The 17,191-nt window shown below is 65.0% G+C and carries 9 protein-coding genes; 3 read left to right on the forward strand and 6 right to left on the reverse strand.

Going from position 1 to position 17,191, the window contains the following annotated elements:
• Positions 1-38: 38 nt before the first annotated feature.
• Positions 39-1,523, reverse strand: coding sequence for a polysaccharide biosynthesis/export family protein (locus SH602x_RS06650; protein WP_479476040.1), 1,485 nt, complete (start codon positions 1,521-1,523; stop codon positions 39-41).
• Positions 1,524-1,815: 292 nt separating this feature from the next.
• The gene (locus SH602x_RS06655; RefSeq protein ID WP_479476041.1) at positions 1,816-2,628 is read right to left on the reverse strand and encodes a M90 metallopeptidase family protein; all 813 of its coding nucleotides are present in this window, start codon (positions 2,626-2,628) and stop codon (positions 1,816-1,818) included.
• A 204-nt stretch (positions 2,629-2,832) separates the two neighbouring features.
• Here SH602x_RS06655 and SH602x_RS06660 point away from each other — a divergent pair, with 204 nt between their 5' ends.
• Positions 2,833-3,630 (forward strand): RMD1 family protein, encoded by a 798-nt coding sequence (locus SH602x_RS06660; protein WP_479476042.1) that lies wholly within the window; start codon positions 2,833-2,835, stop codon positions 3,628-3,630.
• Between the two features lie 148 nt (positions 3,631-3,778).
• Here SH602x_RS06660 and SH602x_RS06665 read toward each other — a convergent pair whose 3' ends face one another.
• From SH602x_RS06665 to SH602x_RS06680, 4 genes are all read right to left on the reverse strand, one after another.
• Positions 3,779-7,087 carry a redoxin family protein gene (locus tag SH602x_RS06665; protein ID WP_479476043.1) on the reverse strand — a complete coding sequence of 1,103 codons (3,309 nt, stop codon included), beginning with the start codon at positions 7,085-7,087 and terminating at the stop codon, positions 3,779-3,781.
• Between the two features lie 241 nt (positions 7,088-7,328).
• Positions 7,329-9,221 (reverse strand): hypothetical protein, encoded by a 1,893-nt coding sequence (locus tag SH602x_RS06670; protein WP_479476044.1) that lies wholly within the window; start codon positions 9,219-9,221, stop codon positions 7,329-7,331.
• Positions 9,222-9,404: 183 nt separating this feature from the next.
• Positions 9,405-9,851, reverse strand: coding sequence for a response regulator (locus SH602x_RS06675; RefSeq protein WP_479469242.1), 447 nt, complete (start codon positions 9,849-9,851; stop codon positions 9,405-9,407).
• A 121-nt stretch (positions 9,852-9,972) separates the two neighbouring features.
• Positions 9,973-12,330: an alpha/beta hydrolase family protein gene (locus SH602x_RS06680; RefSeq protein WP_479476045.1), complete on the reverse strand. Its 2,358-nt coding sequence runs from the start codon at positions 12,328-12,330 to the stop codon at positions 9,973-9,975.
• A gap of 227 nt (positions 12,331-12,557) precedes the next feature.
• On the opposite strand from SH602x_RS06680, the gene SH602x_RS06685 reads away from it, so the two are divergent.
• Positions 12,558-15,617 (forward strand): PSD1 and planctomycete cytochrome C domain-containing protein, encoded by a 3,060-nt coding sequence (locus SH602x_RS06685; protein WP_479476046.1) that lies wholly within the window; start codon positions 12,558-12,560, stop codon positions 15,615-15,617.
• Positions 15,618-15,625: 8 nt separating this feature from the next.
• Positions 15,626-17,101, forward strand: coding sequence for a DUF1501 domain-containing protein (locus tag SH602x_RS06690; RefSeq protein WP_479476047.1), 1,476 nt, complete (start codon positions 15,626-15,628; stop codon positions 17,099-17,101).
• Positions 17,102-17,191: the final 90 nt, after the last annotated feature.

Raw genomic sequence — 17,191 nt, forward strand, 5'->3', positions numbered from 1 at the left:
GGGAAAGGCAGCCGGATCGGATCAGGCGTGCAAGGGGTTTAGAACGTGGTGACGCCGAACCGCAACAGCGTGCGGACAGTATCGACGGTGAAGGTCAGCGGCGTTTCTTCGACGCTCACGACGTCGCCGGGCATAAGGGCCAGATTGTCTTCGCCCCCCTGCTTGGCGTAGCGGACCGACGCAAGGATCACCACGGGTCGCGGTTCGCCCGGCATCTGTCGAATGATTTTGACCGAGTCGGCGATCTCCATCGTTCGACCTCCGGCGAGCGCGAGCGCGTCGAGCAGTCGCAGTTCCTGATCGTCGGGGTATTCGAACCGATCGGGCCGCTTCACCAGACCGAGCACCTGCAGCGTGCGCGGCGGCTTCTCTTTGACGACGATCACGGCGCCGTCCTGAATCGGATACGAGACGGCTTGCGCGCCCGCCGAGAGCAGATCGATCGTGACCTCGCCGTTCGGCCCCGCGACGTAATCGGCGGTTGAAGCCTTCGCCGGCTCGATCTCCTCCTCGGCTGAGGCCAGCTTGATATCGCCTTCGGCTTCCGACGTCTTCGATTCGTCGTCTTTCGTCGCCTTTTCGTCCTGCTTGGCGTCCTTCTTCGCTGCGGCGTCGTCGGCCGCGAGCTTCTCCGGTTCCGGCGTCTTCTCGTCCTTTGCGGAGTTCTGCTCGCGAAGCTTTTTCGGATCCTTCGCCTCGTCGGCCTGCTTCGTCTCCGCCTCGGCCAGCGCCGTGTCAGCGTCGGAGGCTTCGAGCTTCGCCGGTACCGAATCAGCCACCTTGGCGGCGTCGACCTTCTCCTTGTCGTCCGGGGCCGCAGCGTCGTCGGTAGCAGCTTCCGAAGTCGCTTCCGCCGCAGCGAGTTGCACGTCGGCGGTATAGCTGGGGTTCCGGAGGGCGATCTTGGTGTCGGCCTTTTCGCTCATGCCGCCCGCTGCGGCGATCGCCGTGACGAGGCTCGCCTGAGCGGCGGGGATCTCGTACGTCCCGGGCTGAATCACTTCGCCGACGACGGTGACGCGAACCGCGCGGTGATCCTTGACGACGACAGCGACATGAGGATTGAGGTAGATGTCGCGTTCGATCGACTTTTCGCGAATCAGTCGCTCAGCGTCGGTCAGTTCCAGTCCTTCGACGCGTACCGGGCCGATGAGCGGCAGATCGAGTCCGCCCGACGCGTCCACGCGAAGGGTCCAGGGAGCGGGCCGCTGGGCTTCGACGCCGCTGACGACCGTCACTTCCAGGACGTCCCCCGCGGCGATGATGTCCGGTCCGCTGCCTCCCACGGCGAAGCGTGAGAGATCCGCCGTCGAGGAGGCGACGAACGGCGGAGCCTTGTACTTCGAGGGAAGGTTCGACGCGTAGAACGACCCCGTCGCGCAGCCGCAGGCCGCGCAGAGAAACGCGCAGCCGCTGGCCGCATAAAGGAAAGCGCAGGCGACGACCTGAGCCGCGCACGCGAAGATTCGCTGCGTGCGGGCCGCGGATGCCTGGGTCGCCGTAGCCCCGGCGGCGCGGGACATGCGTCGCGAATGGCGGCGAACGAGCAAAACGCAGATCCTCATGCGCAGGACATCGACGTATTCCGTCGACGGATGACGTCGTCGCCGGCGCATGGAAACTCCGCTCCGCCGGGACGTGGTTACCGGACGGGCTACATAAGGCGCCGACGAAGCGTCGGGCAAGATCAATCGACGCGCCGAGAGCGTGCGAGCGGAACTTGCGGTTCGCGGCTTGCACGAAAGTTCGACGAACGGATACCGGAATCGTCGCCGACGGCAAATCGCGAGTCGCGCTCAAGCCCTTCGGACCGCTTTAGCGGGAGGAGCCGGCGGAGGGCGCCTCGGGCGCGTCAGGATCGCTCTTCGCGTCCGCCCCGCCCTTCTCCCAGATCTCGACCAGCAGGTCGTAAGTCTCCGTGTCGTGCCGGCGGAGTTCGGGGCGCACGAACGGGAAGAAGTCGTTCGCCGCGAGAAAGGCCTCCGTCATCTCGGCGAAGAATTCCTTCTCGTTCGAGAGCGCGTAGTGGCGCTCGACCTTGCCCGACGCGTGCAGCACGGAATCGTACAGCCCCGCCTCCTTCGCCGCCTCGAAGCGTTCGCGGATCCGCGGTTCGTCGAAGCCGAGAACCTGATCGTGATAAGCGTGGGCCAGTTCGTGCAGCAGGATCGACTGCTGGTCGCGGGAATACCGCAGGTACGATTTCGCGTCGGGGATCTCGATGCACTTCGCCTTTTCCGGATTGTGGCCGTTTCCGGCCAGCCAGCCTCGGCTCGGATGATAGACCGCCGGCTCGTTCGGTCGGACGTTCAGCCAGATCGTCACTTCCTGGAGCCTCGGAAGAACCTTCGCCGGCACGCGCGTCTTCACCTGCAGCAGATGGGAACGCATCTGCTCCAGCGCCCGGTCGCCGAGTTCGCGTTTCTCGTCTCGCAGGCTCTTATGGACGCGGACGGTCCAGCCTTCGAGCGACTGCTCGACGAAGTTTTCCGACCGTTCATAGTCGGGAAAAGGCGGCGCTGCCTCCTCCGCGACGACGCCGGCGAAGAACGTCGTCGGAAGCGTCGCGAGAGCGCACGCCAGCGCGAACGAACGAGCAAAATTCGCGACCGAAAGGGAACGGTTCATCAGGCGGAGGGGATAATCGGCGGAAGCAGAAGCGGCGGGGAGCGATCGCCCTATACTCACGACGTCGACTTGTCGGCACGAGCGGGCGCCCGACAATAAGGGTAACTCCCCCCGAGCGGAGGGCCCACCCGATTCGCTCGCCGGCGGCTCTTCTCCCCCGACCTCGTTCAGCGGCGATGACGTTCGCGTCGTCACGGATCTTCGATGGAACCCTGGTTCGGCAACGTCCGGCGCATCAAGGCTCGGGCCATGCTGCTGTCGCAGTGGATCGACACTCGACTGATCGAGAGGGCCGACGTTCTCGCCGTGTCGCCGATCGTCACGCGCGTGGGGCCGACGTCGTTCTCGGTGATCAAGAAGTACGGCGCCGTCGTGCTGTTCAACGCGACGGCCCTGGAAGAGGCCGACTTCCTGAAGCAGATTTCGGGGCTGCTCTCCGAACCGTACGAGGTCCCCGAGATCGAGGAACTGGTCATCGAGATCGTCGAGGACGATCGCGAGACCGTGCATAACGGCGTCTGCCGACTGGCGCAGATCACCGTCGAACATCTTCAGATCGCCGGCGAGACGCTAGCCAAAAGCGCGACGCTCGCCTTCTACGAAAAGCGCATCGCAACGCAGTTCGACAAGATCGAGCCGATCGCCGCGCAGATGCAGGAGCAGGGCTCGCGGCGGGTCGACGAGCAGGGCCTGATCAAGCATCTCGGCGGCGTCCTGATGGACGAGCAGAACATGATCGGCCAGGTCGAGGTGGGCGAGAAACCGGAGGTGCTATGGGATTTCCCGCACCTCGAACGGTTCTCCAAGCGGCTCGAAGACGAATTCGAGATCCGCGAGCGTCACTTGGCGCTCACCAAGAAGATCGAGACCATCCATCGTACGGTCGAGACCATCCTCCGAATCAGCGAGGCCTCGCGATCGATCCGCGTGGAGTGGTACATCGTGATCCTGATCCTGTTCGACATCATGCTGTCGATGTACGAAAGGTTCTTTCAGGGATGAGACGATCCGACGCTGACCGCGGCATCGTCAATTTCGCAGGGTGGGTCATTGACCCACCGTGTCGGAAACTGGACGTACGCCTGGCCGTTTAAAGTCTCGTTCAGCAAGAAGGAAGGTGGGTCAACGACCCACCCTGCGAAGAGAAGAATCACTTCGCGGCGAGAAGCTGCTCGGCCTTGGCGATCAGGGGCTCGGCCTGATGGCCGACCATCAGAACCGTGCCGTCGCGGTCGACCAGCATCATCGTAGGAATGCCGCGCACGCCGTAGCGCTCGGCAAGCTCCGTCGTCCGTTCGCCGGCCAAGGTCGCCCACTCGATCTGGTTCTCTTCCAGATACTCCGCGAGCGCTTCCTGATCCTCGTCCAGGCTGATACCGACGACGTCGAGTCCCTGCACGTGCAGCTTGTCGAAGGCCGCCTTCACGTGCGGCATCTCGCGCCGGCAGGGACCGCACCACGTCGCCCAGAAGTCGACGATCACCACCTTGCCGCGATAGGTCGCCCAGTCGAAGGAGCCGCCGTCGGCGAGGTCGCCGTCCAGTTCCAGCGGCTTGCCGACCAGATCCGTTTCCTCCGCGGCGGGGGGCTTCGCGAGCTTCTTGCCGTAGCGAGCAAGTTCCTTGTTCTCGCTCTTGGCGAAGAGATCGCCGAACGACTTGAATTCCGTCTCGCGCTTCGCGGCGAGTTCCTTCTGCATCGTCTCGTCCGCCGCCGGGTCGTCGATGCGATTGATGACCCGCACGGTGAGCGACGCCAGCCGAAGGTGACGCTCCTCCGCCTGGATCTTCGCGAAGTAAGCCTTCAGTTCTTCGAGCAGTCCGGGCAGCTTGTCGACCGAAAGGGCTTCGCCGGCGACGGCCTTGCGTTCCATCCGGACCAGTTCGACCCACGACTTCACTTCGGGGTCGGGCGTTTCCGCGAGCCGCTCGGCGTAGGACGTCAGTTGATCGTCCGCCTTGGCGTTACCCATCGTGCCCGCGCGATGCAGGCGCTTCATCTTGGTCGTGGCGGCCAGTCGGAGCTGCGGGACGGTCGCGTCCGGATGACGCCAGATTCGATCGCAGGCGTCCGCGATCGCCGTGTCGAAACCCTTCAGCGCCTGCACCGATCGCGGCTTCTCTTCCATGTCGAAGACGAAGTCGACCAGTTCTTCCAGCGTCAGATCGGGCGACGCGAAGAACAATTCCGCATCGCTCTCCGCCGGAACGTTCTCCGACTCCTCTTCGACCGCGTCCTCGGCGCTCGCCGCGTCGGTCGCTTCGACATCGGCGCTGACGAACCAGGCGCCGTCGTCGAACACGTTTTCGATCGCGCTCGACCGCAGCGGGGCGAGATCCGGGAGGCCATTGCCCGAAGGCGATGCGCCTTCCGCAGGAGCATCGACCGGCGGAGCCGGGTCGCCCGAGCCGGACGCTGCCGGAGCCGGAACCTCTTCGACCGGAGCCGACGAAGCGTTACCGGGCGCCGTCGGAGCGGGCTCGCCGTACAGTTCGGCCAGACGCTTGCCCAGGTCGGCGCCCCGCACATGGATATCGAGCACGACGCCTTCCTGGTCGACCAGCAGGACGAACGGAATCGCCTCGACGCCGTACTTCGTCGCCATCGGCGATTCGAACCCGACCTTGGCCGGGTCGTCGGTGACGATCGTCGTCCAGGGCAGCGGGTTCGCCGTCAGGAACTGGCTCACCGAGGACAGATCGTCATCCAGGTTGACGCCCACGACGTCGAATCCCCGATCCTTGTACTTGCGATAATTCGCCGCGACGTTGGGAAGTTCCTGAAGACAGGGCTGGCACCACGTCGCCCAGAAGTCGACCAGCACGATCTTGCCGCGATACGACTCCCAGTCGAACGGTTTGCCGTCGAGGGTGTTTCCGCTCAGATCCAGCTTCGTCCCGATCAGCGCCAGGCGCTTCAGTCCGCCGTCGGCGATGCGTCGGGCTTCGGAAGCGACGTCGGCTTCGGCAGACGATCCGTACGCCTCCGTCAGCAGCATGTAGACCTGCTTCGACTGTTCGTACTTGCGAACGTACTCCAGCGTTTCCGCGAACTCCTTCAGCATCCCGAGGTAGGCGAGCGGCGGCGGGGTCGTTTCCCCGATCAGTTGCCGCGCGACTTCGACCAGCCGATTCGCCGCGGCGTCTTCGCCCGTACCGATGTCGGCGAGCAGCTTCGCGATATCGAGCCTCGTCAGCTTCGCGCGGATCTGGGCGATCTCGCCCAACTGCTTCATCTCCGGATCGTCCGATTTGACGAACGCCTCGCCCAGCTTCTGCTGGACGGTCGCCGCCAGTTCCATGCGGTTCTGCTGGATCAGGATCTCCGCCGTGCTGCCGATCGTCTGAAACATCTGCTCGCTCGGAGCGGCCGAGGCGAGAACCTCTTCCAATCGACGGACAGCCGCGTCGACGCTTTCCTGGGCCGGATTCTCTCCCGCCGCGAGCTTCTGGAATTCGACGGAAACGAGCTGCGACTTCGCGCCGCCGACGTCGCTCTTGTACTGCTCCAGAAGTTCCGGATCCTGGACGTTGGCGTAGGCCGCATCCAGCTTCGCCAGAACCGCCGTCGCGAGATCGACCCGGTCGATGCTGGCCAGCTCGCTCGAAGCGCGGGAGAGGATGCCGAGCGTCTGCCAGTTCGGTTCGACCGCCGTGAGCAGCGAATCGACTTCGGCCAGCGCGGCGTCGGCCTGTTCCTGGGTCGCGTTCTCGTCCTGCGCGACGTTCATCAGCCCGGCGAAGACCGACATCGAACGGGTGAATCGCGAAATCACGGGGTCGCGATCCGTCGAGAACTGGACGAGGAACGCCTCGTAGTCCGCTTCGACGTCCTCGCCCAACTGACGCTTCAGTTGAAACGCCTTCATCGATTCGTCGACCGCCATCTGACGGGCGTTGTCTTCGGCGCCTTCGGCGGCAAGCAGCAGTTGCGCCGCTTCGAGGCGGTTCTTCTGCAAGTCGCCGACGTTTTGCCGGACCTCTTCCTCGGTCATGTTGCGAGCCATCTGCTGCAGCGCCGCCTGTCGCTCGTTGAGCGACTTGAGGTACTGCACCAGTTCCGCGGCCGAGGCGCCCTGCGGAACCGGATCGGTCTGGAACTCTTCCATCGCCAGCGACGGCGGCGGAACGACGGCGGACGCGTTCGGATTGCCCGGCGCTGCCGCGGCTGCGTCGATGCGGCTTTGCAGCCCTGCCCCGGAAGAGCCTGGCCCCGCGCCGTTCGTGCCCGCGTCCGTTCCGACCGCTTCGGTTTCCGAACCGCCTTCGCCGGCGACCTGGAAGCCCCCCTTCTTTTCGGCTTCCGGTTCGCCGCCGCAACCGGTCAGCAACAGGAGCGACAATAACGAACCGCCGCACGAGACCCGGGCGAGCAGCGTCAGCGAGCGAGAATCGCAGCGCAGGGTGAACGAACGAGACGATCGCAGCGGGGCGAACACGTTCCGAATGGCGATCGCCATCGAAGATCCTTCACGAGAGGCGGGAGACTCGCCCGGCGGACGCAAGGCCGCGATTTCGGGCGATGCGGCACACAGTCCGCGACGCGGTAAAACCTTGAATTCCGTTTCCGACTAGTGCATCGTCCAAGCATGAATTTAGGATTCGAGCTGTTCTCGATGCACTCGTTATTCCTTGCCGCCGAATCACTTCGTGATCGGCGGTCGCTACGCGTCACCCGGCAAAGCTGAGTTTGACGCTCCACTAGGGCTTCTTCGCTGCCGCAGCTTCGAACTCCCGAAGCTGCCGATTGAGCGCGCCGGAGTGTCGGTCGGACTCCAGCGCCTGCCGCTGCCGGCGGATCGCTTCCTCGACGTCGCCGCGAGCGAACAGAGCCCGCGCGAGCGTGTCGAGATACCCGGAGTTGCCCTGCCGGATCTCCAGCGATTCTTCCGAACGCCGCACGGCGTCGTCGAAGTCGCCGAACGTGTTTCCGACGAGCCAACTGTACTGGTTGCAGCTCAGAGCGAGTTGCCCTCTCGCCGCTTCGATGTTGCCGCTGCGACTGGCCGCTTCGACTTCCTGGCGTGCGGCGGCGATCTCCGCCTTGAAATGCGTCTGAGCCGCTTCGATGCGAGCCTTCGTCTTCGCTCGCCACTCTTCGGGCGCATCCGGCGTGCGGTGCATCGCGATCAACAGGTCGGCATCGTACTCGTAATCTCCGAAGCCCTTCTCGTACGCCTCGCGAGCTTCGGCCAGTTTGCCTTCCGCTTCCAGCGCCATTCCGCGGAAGGTCGCGTAGCGGGCGCGATGCTCCTTAACTGGCCACTCGAACTGATCCTCCAGGATCGAGCGAAACTGCTCGTTCTCCTCGAGGGCCTTGAGATAGGGCGTCAGCGCCTCCGCGGCTTCGACGTCGCGCTGCTGATCATGCAGCATCTCCGCGAGACGGCGACTGGCCCACGCGAACGCCGGATTCGGCGGCTGCAGCTCTTTTAGCCCGAGCCGGTACTCCCGCTCGGCCCAGTCGAAGCGTCCCCAACTCTCGAGCTCGCCGGCGATGTCGATGCGCTGCGGCGGGTCGATCCCGGGATCGTTCTCGATCCGCTCCAGCAACTTCGCGACGGCTTCGTCATCGCCCAAGGCCGCATGAGCCTCGGCCGCACAGTAGGCCAGTCCGACGTTCTGTTCGAACAGCGCGGCGTAGCGGCTCTCCGCGTCGAGCACGACGGGCCAGGCCTGACGCTCGACGAGCCAGCGGACCGTCACCAGCACCGAGGCGTCCTGGCTCGGGATCACCTGAAACAGTCGGCGGAGCGACTCGTAGGCCTCCTCCTTCCGATCGAGCGTCAGCAGAATCTCGCCGTGACGCTGCAGCAGTTCGGCGACGACGTTCGGATCCGTCAGTTCGGGCCGGCGGTGGTAGAGGTCGAGATCCTCCTGGATCAGCGGCTCCCACGCGTCGACGTTCGCCTGCGGATCCTGCAACGTCGCCGCATGCGCTGCCAGCCAGCGGGAACTGGGGCGTTTGCCCGAACCGGACAGGAGCGCCAGTCGTCGGCCCGCCTCGATCCGTTGCTCCCCGTCCAGGTTCTTCGCCGACGTGAGGTCCATCAATTGCAGGACCGAGCGCCGGCTGAGCGATTCGGAAGGCTCGAACCGGGCGATCCGACTGAGCGGCTCCATCGCCTCGGCCGCCGGAAGCCCCGACAGCTTGATCGCCATCTTTTCGCGTTCTTCGGTCGGCGACTCTTCGTACCGAGAGAGAATAATTTTGACCGCTTCGGAATCGCGATCTTCGACCCAGTCGACTTCGATGGTCGCGACCAGGTACTTCGCGCGGTGGGCGATCTCGATATCGTCATGCTCGATCGCCGCGTAGACGGCGTCGAAGGCGACGATCCCGAGGCGCTGCAACTCGCGCTGGGCCTTCTCGCGAACGAAGTATTCGTCCGCCCCCAGTTCCGCGACGAGCGATTCGAGCCGGGCCTGGAGTTCGCCCTGCGCCAGTTCCTGAGCCGCTGCGGGGGGCGAAGTCGGGGACGAATCGTCCGCTCCAAGGGCGACGCCCTGCATTCCCGAAGCGATCGCCAGCCACGCCGCTCCGGCGATCACGCGACGAGCGACGCGATTCGAGCGAAAGTCCGTCGCTCCCACGAGGCGATCTCCTGCAGTTCCGTCGAACCCCGAACCACGCTCGCCGGGGCGGCTTCGCGAGCGCATATTACGTCGCAGCCGCGACTTCGTGCGTTCATCCTACCCGCGCGGTTTCCGGCGAGGCAACACTTACTTGGGTTCGGAGCGACGACGCGGCGGCGTTTCCGACCGGGACTCTGCCCTTCAGGAAGTCTGCGGCCCCCGCTGCCGTTCCATTTCCTGGATGTAGCGGCGGAGGCGTTCGTTCTCGTCGCTGACCGACTTCAGTCGCAGCAGGACTTCCACCCGTTTGAGCAGTTCGGTCCGATTCACCGGCTTGGAGACGAACTCGTCGGTGCCGGCGTCGACCGCCCGTTCGATGTCCCCCTGCTCGTTCAGGGCGGTCACCATCATTATGAGCACGCCGCGGGACTCGGCGCTCTGCTTGAGCTTCTTGCAGACTTCGAAGCCCGACAGCTTCGGCATCATCACGTCCAGCAGGATCAGATCCGGGCCGAAGGACTGCGTCTTCTGCAGCGTCGCCTCGCCGTCGTAAGCGAATTCGACCTCGCAGTCGAAGTCGGCGAGGTAGGCCTCCAGGAGATCGCAATTCGCCTGGTTGTCGTCAGCGATCAGTATTTTGTGAGTCACTTCGGCGGCATTTCGTGGCGGTCGCTCCTCGTCGCGCCAGACAGAAACGGCGTCTCTCCGGCGGCGAAAGGGGCATTATAGAAATTCGCCGACTGCCGCGGGAGACGACTCGGCGCCTGCGTCACGGATCGGAAGCAGCCGGCTTCTGACCAGCCTGCTCCGGCTCCGGCCAGTTCAGATGCCGGTGCAGGAAGTCGAACGTCCCCTTTCCGTGGATCGTGTGGGGACCGACGAACCATTCGATCTCCGTCCGCTCCGGAATGCCGAGCTTCGCGGCGTAGAGCCGGCGGACCTTGGCGTATTCGTAGGCGACCCACTCGTCGGTTCCGACGCCGTCGAAGTGCCCCCGTTCGACCATGAAGGGCCGGGGCGCGATCAGCGCGGCCATCTCCGAGTAATTGAACGTGTTGCCCAGGTCGAATTCGAAAATCTCGTACTCGCCGGTCCAGACGTAGCTGAAGTCGTGCCGCGTGCTGGCGTTCTTGCGGACCCACTCGTTGAAGTCGGCAGAGCAGATCGAAAGCTTGTAATCGGTCACCAGCGCGGGGATCCGCATCGCGGACTTGCCGCCGTACGACAGGCCGTAGAAGCCGATCCGTTCGCCGTCGACGAAGGGCTGCGTCTGGAGCCAGTCGACGATCTGCTGGTGCTGCGGGACGATGATCGAAAAGAGCGTCGTCCCCAGCGGATAGCTCTTCCGCTGCAGCGTGCGAAAGCGGTCCTGAAAGATGTACGGGTTCTGCGGAGCGAAGACCACGAACCCCCTCTCGGCCAGCTTCCCCGCGAAGTCGTGATACGCCGGGTGGTCGTTCAGAAAGGTATCGGTCGGACGCCCCTCTAATCCGTGCTGACAGACGACGACCGGTCGCTTCTCCCCATCCTTCAGATCCTTCGGCACGAGGAGAGCCCCGTAGGCGAAGACGCCGTCGAACACGTCGAGGACGACTTCGTAGCCGGTCCACTTCTCCGTCTCCCACGTCTTCCGCGTGCGGGCGTTGAAGTCGTCGATCGGCAGGTCGTACTCGCCGATCACCTGCTCGCGAAAGATCGTGCGATAGTTCTCCACGGACTTCTCGTACGCCTCCAGCGAGGTCGTATCGAGGTCTTTCATAAACTCGTCGCGGACGAACTCGCACGATTCGAGCTGCCGCTGATTGAAGCGGTCGAGTTCGGCGATTTGGCGCGTGAGGCGTTCCTTCGCGAACTCTTCCGGGTTCGTTGCCGCGACCTCGGGGATAACGTTGTCGATGGAATCCCTGTAGCCTGCCACGACGATACCGAGCGACGCATAGAAACCGTTCAGCGTTCCCCAAGCCCGGAAGGGAGCGAACGGCTCTTCTCGAACGGGGATCAGAATGGGGTGAGCGTCTTGCTCGTTCTTCGCCGAATCGAGATAGGCGATCAGTCGCTCGAATTCCTTATTCGCCTCCGCAGATGACGGAGAGACAAGCTCGGAAGGTGCACCCCCCTCTCCCGGAAGCGTCAGTCTCGGGCCATGGTTCGCTTCGACGATCAGCTTTCGCGGCGAGATCATGAGTCCCAGCTCCGCTTCGCCGAATTCGCGCAGGAGGCCGACGACCGTTCGATCGAGCGGTTGCTTCCAGAGGTCCTGCTGATCGCCGAAGTAGCCGCTGACGAGGATTGAATCAATCCTCTCATCGACCGCTCCGGCGAACAGAGCGATGCGCCCTCCTTCGCCATAGCCGGCTATTCCGATCTTCGCGTCGGCGTTCTCTTTCGTCATCCAGTCGACGAGAGCGAGAACCTTCTGCACCTCGTACCCGGTCATCGTCCGGCCCAAGAGGAAGGCCGAGCGATGCAGGTATTCGCGGTGCGTCAGGTTGGCCCTGCCGTTGCGCTTCTCGAGGTCGCGACTGATCAGGGCGGGTACGACGACGGCGACGTCCGCCGCGGCGAGATCGAAGGCGAACGAATGTCCGGAACCCTTTCCCTCCAGATGAAGGAGACTCTCCGGCGTCTGCGCAGCGTCCGTGATCACGATGACGTACGCAGCAGGCTCTCGCTTAGGCAGGAACAGCAGGCCTTCACCATGAACGCCCTCGAAGACCGGCCAGCGAACGCGATGGACCTGCACGTCGCCCAGCGTCGCAATCAGGCTCGGCTCATCCGTCGTCGCGACCAGCTCGAGCGAGTCGAACCGAACCCGTTCGTCGATCAGTCCCAGCGCCTTCTTCAGACGTTCGACCGACGGCTTTCGCTGTTCTCGCGGCGCGTCTGCCGGAACCCAATGATCCGCGCGCTTCGCGACGGACTCCTCGATTCGCCGCAGCAAAAAGGCGTCGGCGGCATCGACCATCCGCGAGGCGATGTCGCCCTCCCAGTCGAGCGGCTGCGTCCCGGGCAGCGTCCCGGGCAGCGTCTCCGGCGCCTGAGCCGACGCGTCGGGAGAGGTTCCCGCTGAAAGCGCCGTCGCGAGCAGAACTGTCCAGGCGCAGGCTGCGATTCGTCGGACGTGCATGGCGGGAGATCGGCAGGTGGGGAGAGATGCTGGCGGCGACGAGACCCTGTGAAAGGCGGGCGGTTTCGATCATAGGGCGACGGACGGAGCGGCGAAAGCGATTCCCTTCCGACCCGGTCTGCGGACGATCGATCGACAATCGCTGCTCCGGCTTGTACCGTGAAAGAGTTCCGCCTGCCTGCTGCGTTCCTCGCCAGCTCGTCTCCTCGCTTCCGTCCCCGCTCCCCATGAAGCTTTTCGCGAAGCTATCTGCGCTCCGGTCGGCGTCCGCGACGGTCGCCCGCTGGGCGCTTTTCGTCGCCTGCCTGGGAGCCGCCGTCTCGCAGGCCCGCGCGGAAGACCTCGATTTCAATCGGGACGTGCTCCCGATCCTGGCCAACAAGTGCTTTCACTGTCATGGCCCCGACGAAGCGACGCGCGAGGCTGACCTGCGGCTGGATGAATACGAGGCGGCGGTCGCCGATCGGGGCGGTTACGCGGCGATCGTACCCGGCAAGCCCGACGAGAGCGTCGTGGTCGAACGCCTGTTCGAAGAGGATGCCGACCTCCGCATGCCGCCTGCGGCGTCGAAGATCGAACTGACCGAGGCCGAAAAGGGCATCCTCAAGGACTGGATCGGCCAGGGCGCCGAATACGTCGCGCACTGGTCGTTCGTCAAACCGATCCGTGCGTCCCTGCCGGCAGTCAAGCGAAGCGACTGGCCGGAGAACGCGATCGACCGGTTCATCCTCGCGAGGCTGGAGGCGGAGGGACTCGATCCTTCGAAGCCGGCGACTCGCGAGACGTTGATCCGCCGCGTGACGCTCGACCTGACCGGCGTGCCGCCGACTCCCGAAGAGGTGGCGGCGTTCGTCGGCGATCACGCGACCGACGACGAAGCCTTCGCCCGCGTCGTCGACCGGCTGCTCGCTTCGCCCCGCTACGGTCAGCGGATGGCGTGGAACTGGCTCGACGCAGCTCGCTATGCCGATACCGACGGTTTCCAGGGCGACCCCACGCGTTCGATGTGGCCCTGGCGCGACTGGCTCGTCGATTCGCTGAACAGGAACGTGCCTTACGACCGCTTCACCGTCGAGGCGCTCGCGGGCGATCTGCTTCCGGACGCGACGCCGGAACAGATTCTGGCGACCGGCTTCAATCGCAACCACATGTACAACGGCGAAGGGGGGCGCATCGCCGAGGAGACCCGCGTCGAGAACGTCTTCGACCGGACGGAGACGACCGCCGCGGTCTGGCTCGGCGTGACGATGACCTGCTGCCGGTGTCACGATCACAAGTTCGACCCGATCAAGCAGTCGGAGTACTACGGCCTCTACGCCTTCTTCAACAACACCTCCGAAACGGGCAGCGGCGGAACGGGCGGACGCGCGGCGCCGTCGATGCCCTATCTGAATCCGGAGCAGCGCACGCGGCTGGCGCAGGTCGAGACGGAAATCGACGAACTGTCGAAACGGCTCGACGAACCGATGCCGGACGTCGACCAGGCGCAGCTCGCTTGGGAGGCCGAAACGCTGGCGAAGCTCGAAGCGTTCGACCAGGACAACGGTCGGCTGGAGATCTCCCCCTGGCGCCAGCTCGGCCCCGTCCCTGCCGAGGGAGGCGTCGTCGAAGCGGTCGAGAAGGCGCTGACCGCGGAGGCCGCGACGATCGATCCCGACAGGAAGCACGCCGGCGACGAGTATGCCTGGACGCTGCGGGAGGAGTACGTCGACGCGAAGGTGCACGACCTCCCGGCGACGATCGGTTCCACGTTTCTCTACCGCACGTTCGAGACGCCGGTCCCGCGCACGGTGCGGGTGTCGCTCGGCTCCGACGATGGGCTCGTCGTCCGGCTGAACGGCAAGGAACTCCTGTCGAAGACCGTTCCCCGAGCGGCGCTGCCGGACCAGGAGTTCGTCGACCTCGATCTGCCCGCCGGGAAGAGCGTCTTCCTGCTCCGCATCATCAACACGGGCGGCATCGCCGGCTTCTACTTCCGCAAGGATAACGAGGCCGTCGCCGGTCTTCCGCTCGCGGTAGCCGACGCGATTCGCGTCGAAAGCGACGCGCGTACCGACGCCCAGCGTCGGGAGGTCGCACGGTGGTATCGCTCGCAGAACTCGCCCGAGTGGCAGGCGCTTTCGAAGCGAAGCGAAGAACTGACGAAGATGCGGGACGATCTGCAGAAGAACGCCCCCTCCGTGATGATCATGGACGAGCTGCCAGAGGATCGGCGTCGCACGACGAAGGTTCTCTATCGCGGCATTTACGACAAGCCGACCGAAGAGTCGGTCACCGAACACGTGCCGTCGTTCCTGCACGATCTCCAGCAAGAAGAGAAGAAACGTCTCGACCGGCTCGATCTGGCGAAGTGGATTCTCTCGCCCGAGAACCCTCTCGTCGCCCGCGTCGCGGTCAATCGCGCGTGGCAGACCTTCTTCGGCAAGGGGATCGTCTCGACCGCGGAAGACTTCGGCCAGACGGGCGAGCCGCCGACGCATCCGGAACTGCTCGACTGGCTCGCGATCGAGTATCGCGACAACGGCTGGGACGCCAAGGCCCTCCACCGCCAGATCGTCACCAGCGCCACCTACCGGCAGTCGTCGAGCGTGCACGATTCGCTGGGCGACGGCGTCCTCGCTCAGGAGCACGACCCGGAGAACAAGCTGCTCTGGCGTTCGCCCCGCTTCCGCCTGCCGTCGTGGATGCTGCGGGATCAGGCGCTCTCGCTGGGGGGGCTGCTGGTCGAGAAGCTCGACGGTCCGCCCGTGCGACCCTACCAGCCGGAAGGAGTCTGGGAGGGCGCGACGTTCGGCCAGATTCGCTACCAGACCGATACGGGCGAGAAGCTCTACCGCCGGAGCCTCTACATCTTCTGGCGCCGGATCGTGGGACCGACGATGTTCTTCGACTCGGCCAAGCGCCAGACCTGCGAAGTCAATCCGCAACGGACCAACACGCCGCTGCACGCGCTCACAACGCTGAACGAGACGGCCTACGTCGAGTCCGCGCGAGGGATGGCGACGCGGGTTCTCGCCGAGGGGAATCCCGCCGACGTCGATGCCCGCCTGCGAACGGCCATTCGGCTGGCGACGGCCCGGGAGGCTCAGCCGCAGGAGATCGAAATCCTGTCGAAGCGGTTGGCCGAACTGATCAACCACTTCGAGAGCCGGCCTGACGACGCGAAGGCGCTGCTCGCGGTCGGAGAATCGCCGGCTGCGGGCCCGATCCCGCCCGCGGACCATGCCGCGTGGACGGTCATCTGCTCCATGATCCTGAACCTGGACGAAGTCCTCACCCGCGAGTGATCTTCCCTATGGACCCCCGCGTCGAAAACCTCCTGCAACAATCCCGCCGGCAGTTCCTCGGTCGCGGCGCCATGGGCGTCGGATCGATCGCGCTGGCGTCGCTGCTCGCCCGCGACGGGTTCGCGGCGACGGGCGACGACCCCGCCGCGAACGCCGGAGACTCGGGCCTGCCAAGACTGCCGCACTTCGCCCCCAAGGCGAAGCGGGTGATCTATCTGTTGCAGAACGGCGCCCCGTCGCACGTCGACCTGTTCGATCACAAGCCGACGCTGGAGAAGCTCCACGGGACGCAGATCCCCGACGATATCGTCGGCGGCGCGCGTTTCAGCACCATGACAGGCGGCCAGGTCGAGCGCCCCTGCCTGGCGGCGATCACGAAGTTCGACCGGCATGGCGACAGCGGCGCCACGGTCAGCAGCTTCCTGCCGAAGACGGCGGAGATCGCGGACAAGCTCTGCTTCGTGAAGTCGATGAACACGACGCAGGTGAACCACGCCCCGGCGATCACCTTCGTCCTGACGGGCGACGACAAACCGGGCCGCCCCAGCATGGGCGCGTGGCTCAGTTACGGCCTCGGCAGCGAAGCGGACGACTTGCCCTCCTTCGTGGCGATGACGTCGCGGGACAAGGAAGCCTCCTGCGGCCAGATCTTCTACGATTACTACTGGGGAAGCGGCTTTCTCCCCAGCGAGCACCAGGGCGTTGCCTTCCGCGGAACGGGCGATCCGGTGCTGTACCTGTCCGACCCGCCCGGCCTGTCGCGCGACGTTCGGCGGAAGATGCTCGACGATATCGCGGCGCTGAACGAGCGGCGCTTCGACGAAGTCGGCGATCCGGAGATCAAGACGCGGATCGCGCAGTACGAGATGTCGTACCGGATGCAGACGTCGGTGCCGGAGTTGACCGACTTTTCCGACGAGCCGCAGCACGTGCTCGATGCCTACGGGCCCGACGTGACGCGGAAGGGATCGTACGCCTACAACTGCCTGATCGCACGCCGGCTGGCGGAGCGGGGCGTGCGGTTCGTGCAGTTGATGCACGCCGGATGGGATCAGCACCGGAACCTCAACACCCAGCTCGAGATTCAGTGCCGAGACGTCGACGCCCCTTCAGCGGCGCTGGTGAAGGATTTGGAACAGCGGGGACTGCTCGACGACACGCTCGTCATCTGGGGGGGCGAATTCGGCAGAACGCCCTTCCTGCAGGGGAAGATTTCCGAGACCGCCACGTGGGGGCGCGACCATCACCCGTACGCCTTCACGATCTGGATGGCAGGGGGCGGCGTGAAGCCGGGCATGACCTACGGCGCGACGGACGATTTCGGCTTCAACGTCGCGGAGAACCCGGTCGGTCCGCACGACTTCCAGGCGACGATCCTGCATCTGCTCGGGATCGACCACGAGCGCCTGACCTACAAGTTCCAGGGACGCCGATATCGCCTGACCGACGTGCATGGTCACGTTCTGAGCGACCTGCTGACGTGAACTTCCCGACCGCAGCGACGGGACGGCGGCTACAGGCCCGCAGCGACAGGCTGTGGACAGGTTCGACTCGCGCTCGGGAGTCCACGCGAT

The sequence above is a fragment of the Lignipirellula cremea genome (assembly GCF_056501455.1).

What these genes read in the sequence shown, in the direction of transcription:
- SH602x_RS06665 (WP_479476043.1), bottom strand. Translation starts at nt 7,087, where the DNA reads ATGGCGATCGCCATTCGGAACGTGTTCGCCCCGCTGCGATCGTCTCGT.
- SH602x_RS06660 (WP_479476042.1), top strand. Translation starts at nt 2,833, where the DNA reads ATGGAACCCTGGTTCGGCAACGTCCGGCGCATCAAGGCTCGGGCCATG.
- SH602x_RS06690 (WP_479476047.1), top strand. Translation starts at nt 15,626, where the DNA reads ATGGACCCCCGCGTCGAAAACCTCCTGCAACAATCCCGCCGGCAGTTC.
- SH602x_RS06680 (WP_479476045.1), bottom strand. Translation starts at nt 12,330, where the DNA reads ATGCACGTCCGACGAATCGCAGCCTGCGCCTGGACAGTTCTGCTCGCG.
- SH602x_RS06685 (WP_479476046.1), top strand. Translation starts at nt 12,558, where the DNA reads ATGAAGCTTTTCGCGAAGCTATCTGCGCTCCGGTCGGCGTCCGCGACG.
- SH602x_RS06655 (WP_479476041.1), bottom strand. Translation starts at nt 2,628, where the DNA reads ATGAACCGTTCCCTTTCGGTCGCGAATTTTGCTCGTTCGTTCGCGCTG.
- SH602x_RS06650 (WP_479476040.1), bottom strand. Translation starts at nt 1,523, where the DNA reads ATGTCCCGCGCCGCCGGGGCTACGGCGACCCAGGCATCCGCGGCCCGC.